This window comes from Streptomyces spiramenti, assembly GCF_012034385.1.
GTDB classification, from domain to species: Bacteria; Actinomycetota; Actinomycetes; order Streptomycetales; family Streptomycetaceae; genus Streptomyces; species Streptomyces spiramenti.
The window spans coordinates 16,126-30,080 of the sequence record NZ_JAAVJB010000011.1 but is presented as its reverse complement, the minus strand read 5'-3'; the positions used below and the strand labels follow the sequence as shown (position 1 = coordinate 30,080).

At 71.2% G+C, this 13,955-nt stretch carries 10 protein-coding genes; 8 read left to right on the top strand and 2 right to left on the bottom strand.

Translation table 11 applies throughout. The features are described 5' to 3' along the window. Window positions 1-173 precede the first annotated feature (173 nt). The 4 genes from HCJ92_RS02940 (at window position 174) to HCJ92_RS02925 (ending at window position 5,699) form a co-directional block, all read left to right on the top strand. Complete coding sequence (locus HCJ92_RS02940; protein WP_209310660.1) at window positions 174-812, top strand: hypothetical protein; 639 nt, start codon at window positions 174-176, stop codon at window positions 810-812. Window positions 813-841: 29 nt separating this feature from the next. Further along, on the top strand, window positions 842-1,687 hold the full coding sequence (locus HCJ92_RS02935) for a DegV family protein (protein WP_167931793.1): 846 nt from the start codon (window positions 842-844) through the stop codon (window positions 1,685-1,687). Between the two features lie 823 nt (window positions 1,688-2,510). Next, window positions 2,511-2,930, top strand: a complete 420-nt coding sequence (locus HCJ92_RS25500) for a ComEA family DNA-binding protein (protein ID WP_338053987.1) — start codon at window positions 2,511-2,513, stop codon at window positions 2,928-2,930. Between the two features lie 327 nt (window positions 2,931-3,257). Beyond that, a complete protein-coding gene (locus tag HCJ92_RS02925) occupies window positions 3,258-5,699 on the top strand; it encodes a ComEC/Rec2 family competence protein (RefSeq protein WP_245240527.1) in 2,442 nt (813 codons plus the stop codon). Between the two features lie 275 nt (window positions 5,700-5,974). Here HCJ92_RS02925 and HCJ92_RS02920 read toward each other — a convergent pair whose 3' ends face one another. Further along, the gene (locus tag HCJ92_RS02920) at window positions 5,975-6,223 is read right to left on the bottom strand and encodes a hypothetical protein (protein WP_167931790.1); all 249 of its coding nucleotides are present in this window, start codon (window positions 6,221-6,223) and stop codon (window positions 5,975-5,977) included. A gap of 46 nt (window positions 6,224-6,269) precedes the next feature. On the opposite strand from HCJ92_RS02920, the gene holA reads away from it, so the two are divergent. Further along, window positions 6,270-7,277: a DNA polymerase III subunit delta gene (gene holA / locus HCJ92_RS02915; protein WP_167931789.1), complete on the top strand. Its 1,008-nt coding sequence runs from the start codon at window positions 6,270-6,272 to the stop codon at window positions 7,275-7,277. Window positions 7,278-7,597: 320 nt separating this feature from the next. Here holA and rpsT read toward each other — a convergent pair whose 3' ends face one another. Continuing rightward, window positions 7,598-7,864, bottom strand: a complete 267-nt coding sequence (rpsT, locus tag HCJ92_RS24625) for a 30S ribosomal protein S20 (protein ID WP_167931788.1) — start codon at window positions 7,862-7,864, stop codon at window positions 7,598-7,600. 285 nt (window positions 7,865-8,149) lie between these two features. Here rpsT and lepA point away from each other — a divergent pair, with 285 nt between their 5' ends. The 3 genes from lepA to hemW all read left to right on the top strand — a co-directional run bounded on the left by lepA (window position 8,150) and on the right by hemW (window position 13,915). Next, on the top strand, window positions 8,150-10,015 hold the full coding sequence (gene lepA, locus HCJ92_RS02905; RefSeq protein ID WP_167931787.1) for a translation elongation factor 4: 1,866 nt from the start codon (window positions 8,150-8,152) through the stop codon (window positions 10,013-10,015). Between the two features lie 636 nt (window positions 10,016-10,651). Continuing rightward, on the top strand, window positions 10,652-12,538 hold the full coding sequence (locus tag HCJ92_RS02900; RefSeq protein ID WP_167931786.1) for an AMP-binding protein: 1,887 nt from the start codon (window positions 10,652-10,654) through the stop codon (window positions 12,536-12,538). Window positions 12,539-12,673: 135 nt separating this feature from the next. Further along, window positions 12,674-13,915 carry a radical SAM family heme chaperone HemW gene (gene hemW, locus HCJ92_RS02895; protein ID WP_167931785.1) on the top strand — a complete coding sequence of 414 codons (1,242 nt, stop codon included), beginning with the start codon at window positions 12,674-12,676 and terminating at the stop codon, window positions 13,913-13,915. Window positions 13,916-13,955: the final 40 nt, after the last annotated feature.

Sequence of the window (13,955 nt, the reverse complement as noted above, 5' to 3'; positions counted from 1 at the left end):
CCGCGGGCAGCTCGACGATCCTCACGTGCCGTCCGGGCGGGGACGGGCCCCGGTGCGCCTACCCTGGACAGCACGCGAGCCGGGTCGTGAAGGCCGGCTGCGCATCCCGCGGGACCACGTCGTCGGGATGTGCCGGTTCGCGACACAGCGGAGAAGGTCCGGGAGGGGCAGTCATGGAGATCGTGCTCGGTGTGCTGGTGGTGTCCTTTCTGCTGTTCGTGTTCCTGGCGGTGGCCGCAGTGCGTGCCGCGAAGCGAGGTATCGAGCGCGCGGGCGCTCAGGCGCGCCGGACCCTGGGGGACGCCACGCTCAAAGCCCGCGCAGCCCAGCCAGGCGCCATCGGGGAGCTCGCGCGTCTCCGCCGGGAGCTACGAGTCTCGATCGACACGACCCGTGGCGCGCTGGAGTCCGGTTCCCGGGACGATCCCTCGCTGAGGGAGGCGCTGGACCTCCTGGACCAGCTGCACGGGCACGCCCGCCGGCTCGACGCGGAACTGGGTGACCTCATGCAGGGGGAACATGACAGGGCCCGCATCGGCGTTCGACTGCCTGACCTGCGAGAGCGGAGCGCGCGAATCAGGGGTTCCGCCGACGCCCTCCGTCACGCCGCGCTGGATCGCGCCCACCACTACGACCACGGCGAACTCGACGCACTGCACCAGCAGATCGAGATCGAGGCGAGCGCGCTGCGCCACTGGTCGCCCGCCGGGCCGGAGACCGAGGCCGAGCCCGAGCGAGAGCTCGATCCCGAACCGGAACGCCGCCAGCTCTTCCGCCGTCGCGGAACGGGACGCGAGACCGGGTCGGAGTGACGTTCGGCCCTGCCGTATCCTCCGTTTTCATGCCCCGTTCTGTTGCCGTCGTCACCGATTCCACCGCTTATCTGGCACGGGCGGACGTGGAGCGCCACGGGATCGTCTCGGTTCCGTTGACCGTGGTGGTGGACGGTCTGCCGTTGCAGGACGGCACACCTGAGGCCGCGGCGGCGCTGGTGCCGGCGCTCCGTTCGCGGCTCGCGGTGACCACGTCCCGGCCGGGACCGGAGATGTTCGTCCGCGCCTATCGTGCCGCGGCCGAGAGCGGGGCGTCCGCCGTGGTGTCGGTGCACCTGTCGTCGGAGATCTCCGGAACGTGGGACGCCGCCATGGTGGCCGCGGATCGAGCGCCGATCCCGGTGCACGTGGTCGACAGCGGGACCATCGCCGCCGCACTCGGCTTCGGCGTGCTCGCCGCAGCCCACGCCGCCGCCGCCGGGGCGGAAGCCGGCGACGTCGCAGAGGCTGCGCGCAGCCGGACGGCCGCCACGAGGGCCTACTTCTACGTCGACACACTCGACCACCTCCGACGCGGTGGCCGCATCAACACGGCGCAGGCGATCTTCGGGTCCGCCCTTGCGGTCAAGCCACTGTTGGAGATGAGGGACGGGCGGATCGAGCTGCTCGAGAAGGTGAGGACGGCGGGCAGGGCGCTGGCCCGCCTGGAGGAGCTGGTCGTCGAGCACGCCGGCGTGGCGAAGGTGGATGTGGCGGTACAGCACCTCGCGGCCGACGAGCGTGCGGGGGAGCTGGCCGACCGGCTCCGGGGACGACTGCCAGGGCTGGCGGCACTCCACGTGGGTGAGGTGGGCGCGGTGTTGGGAGCGCACACGGGCCCCGGGCTGCTGGGAGTCATCACGGCGCCGCGGTGACGATCGGTGCCGAGCTGCCGTCGGTCGGTGCGACGGACCGCCGGCAGTGCAGCTCCTGACAGCGTTGTTGCTCATGCTGCACGAACCCAAACGTGCTGCTACGACGGTCACTCGCAGGAGTGGCCGAGTTATCCACATGCGCTGACTTGTCCACAGGAACAACCCATGATCAACATCTGTGGGGCGGGCGTTCCTAGAGTCTCGCGCCATGACATCTCGCACCATCTCCGAGACCCGGGGGCCGGGCCGCGGCGGTCGCCGTCGCGCCGAGACGGACCTGGCCCGCACTCGTGTCCGCGCAGCGGCGCTCCTGGGCAAGCCCGACAGTGCCGACGCCGCCGCCGTGGGCGTTCCAGCGCCCGCAGGCGGCGCAACCATCGGTTCGGAAGAGCACCCCACGGCCCCGGCGGCCATCGAGCGGGCGGTCCCGCCTGCCCCGGAGCGTCCGGATCGCGACGAACAGCCTATTCCGGCCGCAGACCGACGCCGGGCCCCGAGTGAGGACGGCGGGACGCCGCACCAGGGGAGACTCCCCTTCGCGCTGCGCGCCCGGCTGGCGTGTCAAGACGCTCTGAGCGGTTGGATCCTGCCGCGGTGCGGCATCGAGCCGCGCACCCTGGCCGCGGCGGGAGTGGTCCTCGCTGTCGCCGTGGGCTTCGCTGTGCACCACTACTGGACCGGGCGGCCACAGGACTTCGACCCTGGAGACGGCAAAGTCGTCGCCGCCGCCCCCGAGCCCGTCTCTCCACCCGCCCCTTCCGGGCCTCCGACACCTGCCGATCATCACCTGAGCCCTGAAGACCCGGCCGCCGCCACCTCATTGGTGGTCGACGTCGCCGGGGAGGTCGTCGATCCGGGGCTACGGACGCTGCCGCCGGGGTCCCGGGTCGGCGACGCCATCGACGCCGCAGGCGGACCTGTTCCGGGTGCCGAAACCGATCTCATCAACCGGGCACGCCCACTCACGGACGGAGAGCACATCGTCGTGGGCGGCGACGCCCACCAGCCCGGGGACGCCCCGGCACCCGTGCGGCAGGGGTTCGACAGCCAGGGGAAAGTCCGGCTCAACACGGCGACCGCCGACGATCTGGAGGAACTCCCAGGCGTCGGCCCGGTCCTGGCGGGCAGCATCATCGCTCACCGCGAGCAGCACGGACAGTTCACCTCCGTCGACCAGCTGATCGCGGTCTCCGGGATCGGCGAGACCCGCCTGGCGGATCTTCGGGAACGGATGGTCCTGTGACCTCGCCACCGGCTACGGGCTGCCGGTCGACCGCCCCAGGGAGCGAGCGGCTGTCCCGGGACCGCCGACCCCGCCCGGACCGGCGCGCGGCGGGCCGTCCGGCCGGCGTCGGGTCGACCGAGGTCCCACTGCCCCCCACCGGCTTCGCGGCCACTCTGAGCATCGTCGTCTCCGTGGTCGTCACTCTCACCCGCCCCGATGCACCCACGCGACCTCCGGGGCGGCGCAGGTCACGGGGCCGCAGCCGGAGGAGCCAGGGCCTCGGAGCGCAGCGACATGGCTCGACCGACACAGAAGGCGCCACGAGCCCGACCGGGACACCCACGCATGCACGAGCCCAGAACCCATGCCCACGACGAGCAGGACACACCCTCGGGGCACCCGGAACCGGAACCACTCGATCTCCGTCTGGTGCCTCCGGCGATCGCGGCCTGGGCGGCGGCCGCGCTGTGCCTCCAGCTGCCGACCGGAACAGTCGTCCCCCTCGTAGTCGTGGCCTGGCTGGCGGCGCTGGCGCTCCTGGCACCAGCGCTGAGGCGACGTCGTGCACTGACCGTCACGGCGACGCTGGCACTGCTGGCGGCAGCGGCGGCGGGGACATCCGCCGGACTGCACGCGGCGGCAGCCCGCTCGGGCCCCCTCCCGCAGCTCGCGGAGCGCGAAGCCCTGGTCGAGGTCGACGTGACGGTCACGGGCGACCCGCGGATGGCTCGACCCAAGCCGGGTGCATGGACCAGACCTCTCCTGATCACAGCCACGGCGGACCGCCTGATCACCGCCGAGGGGGGTTCCACGGAAATCCGTACCCCGATCCTGTTGATCGTTTCCCAGCCGCACGAAGCCTGGAAGCAACTCCTCCCGACGACGAGGCTGAGGATCACCGCGCGCGCCGCCCAGCCGACGGGCAGCGGGGCGGACATCGCGGCGGTGCTCTTCGTCCGAGGCGCGGCGCCACCCGAAACGGTCGACGACCCGACGACCGTGCAGCGCCTGGCAGGAGCACTCCGCGAGAGACTTCGCGAGGCCGTCGCCGACCTGCCGGCCGACCCGAAGGGACTGCTCCCGGCCCTGATCGTCGGGGACGCGTCACAGGTCCCGGACGACCTCGACGAAGCAGTGCGGGCGACCGACCTGACCCACACGATCGTCGTGTCGGGAGCGCACCTCTCGTTGCTGTTGGCGGTGGTGATCGGCACACCGACGACCGCTTCGCGAGCCGAGCGTGGCGGGCTCGCGGCGAGGCTCGGCCTCCCGCTGCGAGCCACGGCGTTGCTCGGCGGCGCAGTGGTGATCGGGTTCGTCATCCTCTGCCGCCCGGGCCCGAGCGTGCTGCGAGCCGCGGTCTGCGGAGCGATCGCCCTCCTGGCGATCGCAACCGGGCGTCGCCGGTCCCTGCTGCCGGCTCTCGCGGCGGCGGCTCTCCTGCTGATCCTCCACGACCCGACGCACGCCGTGTCCTTCGGCTTCCTGTTGTCGGTGCTGGCGACCGCGGCTCTCCTGGTCATCGCGCCGCCGTGGAGCCTCGCGTTGCGTCGCAAGGGCCTGCCTCCCCGGCTCGCCGAAGGGCTGGCGGTAGCACTGGCCGCGCAGCTTGTCTGTGCGCCGGTGGTGGCGGTCTTCTCCGCGCGGGTCAGTCTGGTTGCTGTTCCGGCGAACCTGCTGGCCGAGTTGGCCTTCGCTCCGGTGCTGGTGCTCGGATGGGCAGCGATGATGGCGGCGCCCGTCGCCCTGCCGCTCGCCCAGGCGCTCGCGTGGCTGGCCTCCTGGCCCGCACGATGGATCGCCACCGTAGCTCGGACGGGGGCGTCGCTGCCTGGCGCGGAATTCGGCTGGCCGGACGGATGGTGGGGCGCGGCGCTGCTCGCGGGCCTGAGCGTCGCCCTCATCGTTCTCGCCCGCAGGTTGCGGCGCCGCCCGTGGACCGCCGCAGCCTGCTCCCTGCTCCTGCTGCTGGCGGCGCTACGGCCACAACCACTGGAGCAGTGGATCTCGGGGTGGCCTCCCCCGGGGTGGAGAGTGGCGGCCTGCGACGTGGGCCAGGGCGACGCCACAGTGCTGGCGGCGGGGCCGGGGAGCGCCGTGGTGGTCGACGCGGGACCCGACCCGAGGGCGGTGGACGACTGTCTGCGAGCCCTGGGAGTGCGTCACGTTCCCCTGGTCGTCCTGAGCCACTTCCACGCCGACCACGTCGCGGGACTGTCGGGAGTGCTGGAGGGCCGGTCGGTCGGAGCCATCCGAACGACGGCGACCCGGCTGCCGGAGTCCCAGGTGCGCGAGGTCGAGTCAGTGGCCGCGGAGTTCGGCGTCCCCGTGGAACCGGCGGCGGCCGGGGATCGGGGAGTCGTGGGCCACGAGCTGAGCTGGGAAGTGCTGTGGCCACCGGTCGCAGAGGTGATCCCGGACGCCAACGACGCGAGCGTCACGCTGCTCGTTCGGACCGCGGGCATGACTGTGTTCCTGCCCGGCGACCTGGAACCGACCGCGCAACAACGACTGCTCGTGTCGCAGCCCGCGCTGTCCGTGGTCGACATCCTCAAGGTCCCCCACCACGGGTCCGCCTACCAGGAGGAAGCGCTTCTTCGCCGGCTCAGTCCCCGGTGGGCGATCGTTTCCGCGGGGGCGGACAACTCCTACGGTCACCCCGACCCGGCAACGCTGGCCACGCTGGAAGAGATGGGCGCCACCGTTCTCCGGACGGACCTGCACGGCTCTCTCGCTCTGACGACCCGCGGGGCCACCGCGATCCCGACCAGGCGACCTCCACCGTGAAGGGGGGCTCCCGAATCCGTACCGCCCGGTCGCGAGCCCGAGAGACGGCAGCAGGGCGCGTCGTGACCGGCCGCTGGGCGCGCGCCGGGATTCGGGACCACTGTCGGCACCAGGCCTTCGAGCGTGGCGCGGTGGAGAAGGGAGTTCGGCGGGCCCGTGCCGGCCTACCTCTTGAGCGCGCTGCCCGGCTCGCGGCGAACATCAACGCCGAACGGCGAGACGCGGACACACCACGTGCCGCGGCACCGCCCCCTGAGGCCGGCACCGCACCGAGCTCAGTCCCGCTCCAGCCACCCGCCGTGTGTCTCTGCGAGCTCCGCGAGGGCGGTCAGGTCGAGGTCATCGTCGGAGCACCCGTCCAGCACCACGAGCCACTGGGCGTCCTCGGCGTCGTCCTCACCGGCCAGCGCCTCACGGTGTACCTCGGGTGCACTCTCGCCGGCGGGGAGTTCCGAGCACAGCTCGGCGACGGCTTCAGCGGAGTCCCGGTCCGGCAGTACCAGGATGTGTCGTACGTCGGTCACACGCTCATTGTCCCCGCTGTCGTAGCCGCATGGGATGCTGGCCCTGATGGCAGCCAAGAAGCAGACCTCAGGCGGACACGGTGACGACCCTCTCGCTCCCGTGACGGTGGCGGTCGGTCAGGAGGAGCTGCTCCTGGACCGCGCGGTACGAGAGGTCGTCGAGGCGGCCCGCGCCGCCGACCCCGACACCGACGTGAGGGATCTGGCCCCCGGCGCACTGCAACCCGGTGTGCTGGGCGAGGTGACCAGCCCTTCCCTCTTCGCGGAGCGCAAGGTCGTGGTGGTGCGCCAGTCGCAGGATCTCGGCGCGGACAGCGTCAAAGAGCTCAAGAGCTACCTCTCCTCACCGATCGAGGAGATCTCCCTGGTTCTGCTGCACGCGGGCGGCGCAAAAGGCAAGGGGCTTCTCGATGCGGCCCGCAAAGCCGGTGCGCGTGAGGTTGCCTGCCCGAAGATGACCAAGCCGGCCGATCGCCTGGCGTTCGTCCGGAACGAGTTCAGGAGCGCCGGACGCAGCGCGACGCCCGGAGCGTGCCAGGCGTTGGTGGACGCCATCGGCAGTGATCTCCGTGAGCTCGCCTCCGCGTGCGGTCAGCTCGCCGCCGACATCGAGGGGACGATCGACGAGGCGGTGGTGGCCCGCTACTACACCGGTCGGGCCGAGGCGTCCAGTTTCACCGTCGCCGACCGCGCGGTGGAGGGGAAGACTGCGGAGGCCCTCGAAGCGCTGCGTTGGTCACTGGCCACCGGGGTGGCGCCCGTCCTGGTCACGAGCGCGCTCTCTCAAGGTGTCCGAGCCATCGGAAAGCTCGCTGCCGCACCGAGACTCTCCCCCGGGGAACTCGCCCGCGACCTCGGCATGCCGCCGTGGAAGATCGACAGAGTGCGCCAGCAGTTGCGTGGCTGGACACCTGACGGCGTTGCCGTCGCCGTCCAAGCCGTCGCTGAGGCAGACGCCGCCGTCAAAGGCGGCGGTGACGACCCCGCCTATGCCCTGGAGAAGGCCGTGGTGACCATTGCCACCGCCCGGGCGGCGAGGCCGGTCCGGAGCTGAGCCCGGCCGGGGCCGCCGCTCCTGGACACCTCTGGTCCGACTGCCGCGGTGCCGGCCACTCGAAGGCCGCTCCCGTCGGGCCACGGCGCAGCGCGTGCCCGGGACGGCACGCAGCGGGCGCCCTCGCACGCTTGCCGGCCGGGGCGCTGGGGCAACCGAAAGCCCCGTGCCGCTCGGGGTGGAGCGACACGGGGCCCGGAACAGTGCTGATATGTCGCACCGCACCCACGTGGCGAACGTCGGGCGTGTGCGGTGCGTGGGCCGCCGACCGGTGCGGAGAGAGGGGCCGCATGGCCCGGACCGGCGGGTCAAGCGGTGGTTCAGGCCTTGAGCGCGGCGACCTGCGAGTCCAGCGCCGACTTCTTGTTGGCGGCGTTGTTCTTGTGCAGAACGCCCTTGCTGACGGCCTTGTCGAGCTTCTGGCCGGCGACGCGCGCAGCCGCGGCAGCCTTGTCGGCGTCACCGGAGGCGATCGCCTCACGGGTGGCGCGGACAGCGGTCTTCAGCTCGGACTTGACCGCCTTGTTGCGCAGGCGGGCCTTCTCGTTGGTCTTGATCCGCTTGATCTGGGACTTGATGTTCGCCACGAATGAGCCTTTTCAGGTTCGGAAGAGTCACGGTGTGGTGGACGTGCGTGTCGGTGTCGATCTCTCCGGCTCGCGGTCCGCCCGTGTGCCCGGCCGAGATGGTGGGCAGCACAGTCGGTCAGACTACCAGCGGGCCGGGTGCCGGTCACAATCGGCGGCCGAGAGGCCGGCCGACCCGTGCGGGCGTTGCTTCCCCGGCGGACCGTTACCCGTGCGGCATGGGACGATGGGGCCATCCAACGCCAGTGCCCCGATTCATCGAGCCTTCACCGGACAGGACCCCGCGTGCCCGCGACGACCCTTTCGAATGCGCCGGAGCCGAGCCGCACCGACCCGGCCGTTATCCGTAACTTCTGCATCATCGCGCACATCGACCACGGCAAGTCCACGCTTGCCGACCGGATGCTGCAACTGACCGAGGTGGTCGAGCAGCGCCAGATGCGTGCCCAGTACCTCGACCGGATGGACATCGAGCGGGAACGCGGTATCACGATCAAGTCGCAGGCTGTCCGGCTGCCGTGGGACCTCGACGACACCTCGCACATCCTCAACATGATCGACACCCCGGGGCACGTCGACTTCACCTACGAGGTCTCGCGGTCATTGGCCGCCTGCGAGGGATGTGTCCTTCTGGTCGACGCCGCGCAGGGAATCGAGGCGCAGACTCTCGCCAACCTCTACCTGGCGATGGAGAACGACCTCACCATCATCCCGGTGCTCAACAAGATCGATCTTCCGGCGGCGCAGCCGGAGAAGTTCGCCGCCGAGCTCGCTCACCTCATCGGCTGCGACGTGTCGGACGTGCTGAAGGTCTCCGCGAAGACCGGCGAGGGCGTGGCGGAGCTGCTGGACGAGGTGGTCCGCAAGGTACCGGCGCCCGTCGGTGTCGCGGAGGCGCCCGCCCGCGCGATGATCTTCGACTCCGTCTACGACTCGTACCGCGGTGTCGTCACGTACGTGAAGGTCGTCGACGGCCGTCTGGGCAAGCGGGAACGCATCCAGATGATGTCCACCGGTGCGACGCACGAGCTGCTGGAGATCGGCACCAATTCGCCGGAGATGACCGCCGCCGCCGGTCTCGCCGTGGGCGAGGTGGGCTACCTGATCACCGGCGTGAAGGACGTGCGGCAGTCCCGGGTCGGCGACACCATCACCCTGCTGAAGGGTGGGGCCACCGAGGCGCTCGGCGGCTACAAGGACCCCAAGCCCATGGTCTTCTCCGGGCTGTACCCGCTGGACGGCTCGGACTACCCGGACCTGCGGGAGGCCCTCGACAAGCTGCAGCTCAACGACGCCGCGCTCACCTACGAGCCGGAGACCTCCGCGGCGTTGGGCTTCGGGTTCCGCGTCGGCTTCCTCGGGCTGCTGCACCTGGAGGTCGTGCGGGAGCGGTTGGAGCGGGAGTTCGGCCTCGACCTCATCGCGACCGCACCGAACGTCGTCTACGGCGTGACGATGGAGGACGGTACCGAGTACACCGTCACCAACCCGAGTGAGTTCCCGACGGGGAAGATCGACGAGGTCCGGGAGCCGGTGGTCCGCGCCACGCTCCTCGCTCCGAGTGAGTTCATCGGCGCGATCATGGAACTCTGCCAGACGCGCCGGGGCACGCTGCAGGGTATGGACTACCTCTCCGAGGACCGGGTCGAGCTGCGTTACAGCCTCCCTCTCGCGGAGATCGTCTTCGACTTCTTCGATGCCCTGAAGTCCAAGACCCGCGGTTACGCCTCGCTCGACTACGAGCCCACGGGGGAGCAGGCCGCGGCCCTGGTGAAGGTGGACATCCTGCTCCACGGGGACAAGGTCGACGCGTTCTCCGCGATCGTCCACAAGGACAAGGCCTACGCCTACGGGGTTCGCATGGCGAGCAAGCTGCGCGAGCTCATTCCGCGGCAGCAGTTCGAGGTGCCGATCCAGGCGGCGGTCGGTTCGCGCGTCATCGCCAGGGAGACGGTGCGCGCCATTCGTAAGGACGTCCTCTCCAAGTGCTACGGCGGTGACATCTCCCGCAAGCGGAAGCTGCTGGAGAAGCAGAAGGAAGGCAAGAAGCGGATGAAGGTCGTGGGCCGCGTCGAGGTTCCCCAGGAGGCGTTCATCGCCGCGCTGTCCTCGGACTCGGACGCACCGGCCGACGCCAAGGGCAAGAAGTAGCGGCGCGGGTGGCGGCCTCCGGCACGCGGGGGAGGCCGTCACCCTGCCGGTCGCCGTGCCCCGCACCACCACGAACTGCGGGCAGTCGGCCCGGCTCCGACCACCCGTACGCCTGATTACGGTAGCTGCGCCATGCCGGGGTGGCGCGCCCGCGCACGCCTGGGCGCCGTGCCTCCGAGCCGCGCCAGGGGCCCGGCTACCTGGAGGCGCGCGCTCCAGCACGCCGGGGCCTCCTGAGCCGTGGGCACCAGCCGCTCGGCGAACACGAGCGGTCTCCGGGCAGAGTCTCCGCGTCGGCGCGCCCCTCCGCGGCCCGTCGAGCCGGGGCCCACCGAGCAGGGCCCGTTGCCCCCCGTCTCCGTCGCGCCGGGCCGCTGTCGGCAGCACCCGCTGCGTCGTCGCCGACATCCACCGCGTCGGCAGCGTTCGCCCCGCGCCGGCATCTCCGATCGCCGACGCGCCGACGTGTCCGCCGCGGTCGATGCCGAGTGCGGAGGGGCCCGTGCGACACCCGTCGGGCACAACATGATCTCGCGAAGTTCACACCCTTACGCCTGACGCCGGAGCGCTCTATGGTGAGCGCCACTTGGAGTTACCCGCGGGTTGCACCTGTGGAGCGCGGAGCCGGAGGATGTCGTGAGCGACAAGCAGAACCCGATCGAGAACCGACCGCCCTCAATGGCGCATCTGTTCCTGGAACGGGTCGAGGCGACGCCTGAGAAGGAGGCCTACCGCTACCCCGTGCCGTCGCGGGACGGGGGCCCCGACGAGTGGCGCAGCTACAACTGGGCCGAGGCCGCCGACCGGGTCCACGCCGTCGCGGCAGGACTGATGGCGCTGGGGCTGCGCTCCGAGGAGCGAGTCGCCATCGCCTCGAACACCCGAGTGGACTGGATCCTGTGCGACCTCGGGGTGCTCTGCGCCGGGGGCGCGACGACCACGATCTACCCGCAGACCAACGAGGAGGAAGCGGCCTTCATCCTCGGCGACTCCGACAGCCGTGTCCTGATAGCCGAGGACGCCTCCCAGCTCGCCAAGGTCCGCGCGCGTCGGGGTGAGTTGCCCGGGCTCGCCCACGTGGTGGTGATCGAGGCCGACGACGCGGTCGCGGTGGCAGGGGATCCGGAGGGCTGGGTGCTCTCGCTGGAGGACCTGCTCGGCCGGGGCCGGCGTCACCTGGCCGACCACCCGGCGAGCGTCCGGGACTCGGTCGCCTCGCTGGCGCCCGACCAGCTCGCGACGCTCATCTACACCTCGGGCACGACGGGTCGGCCGAAGGGAGTGCGGTTGCGCCACGACGCGTGGTCCTACATGGGCCACGCCATCGACGGTGTGCACCTGCTGCGCGCCGACGACATCCAGTACCTGTGGCTGCCGTTGGCCCACGTCTTCGGCAAGGCGCTGCTGGCCGGGCAGCTCAAGGTCGGGCACGTGGCGGCCGTCGACGGTCGGGTCGACAAGATCGTCGAGAACCTCCCGGTCGTGCGCCCCACGTACATGGCGGCGGTCCCGCGCATCTTCGAGAAGGTCTACAACGGTGCCGCCAACAAGGCGAAGGACGCAGGCGGGGCCAAGTACAAGATCTTCCTGTGGGCGGCGGGAGTGGCGAAGGAGTACGCCCGCGTCACCCAGGACAACCTGCGGCGTACCGGAACCGCCCAGGCGCCCACAGGGCTGCGCCTGAAGCACGCTGTCGCCGACCGGCTGGTCTACACCAAGCTGCGGGAGCGTTTCGGTGGGCGGATGCGGGGCTGCATCTCCGGTTCGGCGGCGCTGGCGCCGGAGATCGGGTACTTCTTCTCCGGCGCGGGCATCCACATCCTCGAGGGGTACGGGCTCACGGAGTCCAGCGCGGCGAACTTCGTCAACCCCATGGAGGCCTACCGTACGGGTACCGTCGGGAAGGCGCTGCCCGGCCTGGAGGTGCGGATCGCGGAGGACGGCGAGGTGCTGCTGCGGGGGCCCGGCGTCATGGAGGGCTACCACAACCTCCCCGATCGGACGGCGGAGGTACTCGAGGAGGACGGCTGGCTCCACACCGGGGACATCGGCGAACTCTCCGACGACGGGTATCTGCGCATCACGGACCGCAAGAAGGACCTGTTCAAGACGTCCGGCGGGAAGTACATAGCGCCGACGGCCATCGAGGGCCGCTTCAAGGCCGTCTGCCCGTACGTGTCGAACGTGCTGGTGATCGGGGCGAGCAGGAACTTCTGTTCGGCGCTGATTGCTCTGGACGAACCGTCGATCTCGGCTTGGGCCGCGGAGAACGGTATGGCCGGCGGTTCCTACGAGGAGATCGTGACCGATCCCCGCACCGTCGCCATGGTCGACGGCTATGTGTCACAGCTCAACGCGGGACTGCAGAAGTGGCAGACGATCAAGCAGTTCCGGTTGCTGCCCCGTGACCTCGACGTGGAGCACGGTGAGCTGACCGCGAGCCTCAAGCTCAAGCGTCCGGTGGTCGAGCGCGAGTACCGCGACCTGATCGACGGCATGTACGAGGGCAGTCGGGCTGCCTGAGGGCTGCCGCGGGCGGGGGCGGCAGGCTCGACGTCCGCACTCGGCTCCGCGCTCCGGGCCCGCACGGGCCCGGAGCCTTCCGGCCGGTGTGCGCCCCCGGTAACGCGCGGGGCGCGATGCGGGACAATGGGCCCCATGCCCTCCGCACTGCCCGACGGCGAAGCCGTGCCCGTCGACGGTTCACTCCCGTCCCACGCCCTCCAGGACACCGCGGGGCGGCCCCTCGGGTTCTACCTGCACGTCCCGTACTGCGCCAGCCGCTGCGGGTACTGCGACTTCAACACCTACACGGCTGCCGAGCTCCGGGTCGGCTCCGGCCCCGACACCGTGCTCGCCTCGCGTGACAGCTACGCCGACAACCTGGTCGCCGAGGTCCGCCTGGCTCGTGCCGTGCTCGGTGACGACCAGAGGCCGGTCGAGACCGTCTTCGTGGGCGGCGGCACTCCCACTCTCCTGCCCGCCGCCGACCTGGTCAGGGCGGTTGCCGCGATCCGGGAGGAGTTCGGGCTCGCCGACGGGGCCGAGGTGACCACCGAGGCGAACCCGGACTCCGTCGACCCGGCCTACCTCGCCGAGCTGCGCGCCGGGGGTTTCACCCGTGTGTCGTTCGGGATGCAGTCCGCCCGTCCGCACGTCCTGCGGATCCTCGACAGGACCCATACGCCGGGCCGGCCCGAGGCATGCGTGGCAGAGGCGCACGCCGCGGGGTTCGAGCACGTCAACCTGGACCTCATCTACGGCACGCCCGGTGAGAGCGACGACGACTGGCGCGCGACCCTGGACGCGGCGCTCGGTGCCGGACCGGACCACGTGTCGGCGTACGCCCTGATCGTGGAGGACGGCACCGGCCTGGCGCGCCGTATCCGCCGCGGCGAGATCGCGCCGACCGATGACGACCAGCACGCCGACCGCTACCTGATGACCGAGGAGGCGCTCTCCGCCGCGGGCTTCTCCTGGTACGAGGTGTCGAACTGGGCCACCTCCGAGGCTGCCCGCTGCCGGCACAACGACCTGTACTGGCGGGGCGCCGACTGGTGGGGCGCCGGGCCCGGCGCGCACAGCCACGTCGGCGGGGTGCGGTGGTGGAACGGCAAGCACCCGGCGGCCTATGCCCGCTCCCTGGGGGAGGGGACGTCGCCGGGGGTGGGACGGGAGGTGCTGTCCGCGGAGGACCGCCGCGTCGAGCGGATCATGCTCGAACTGCGGCTCTCGGACGGTTGCCCGCTCGACCTGTTGACGCCCGCCGGGGCACTGGTCGCGAGCCGCGCGGTGGAGGAGGGCCTGCTGGAGCGGGCAGCTCACCGTCGTGGCAGGGCGGTGCTGACGCTACGGGGCCGTCTGCTCGCCGACGCTCTGGTGCGCGACATGGTCGACTGACCGTCGCGTCCCGTCGCAGCCGGAACCGGCTCCGCCCGCC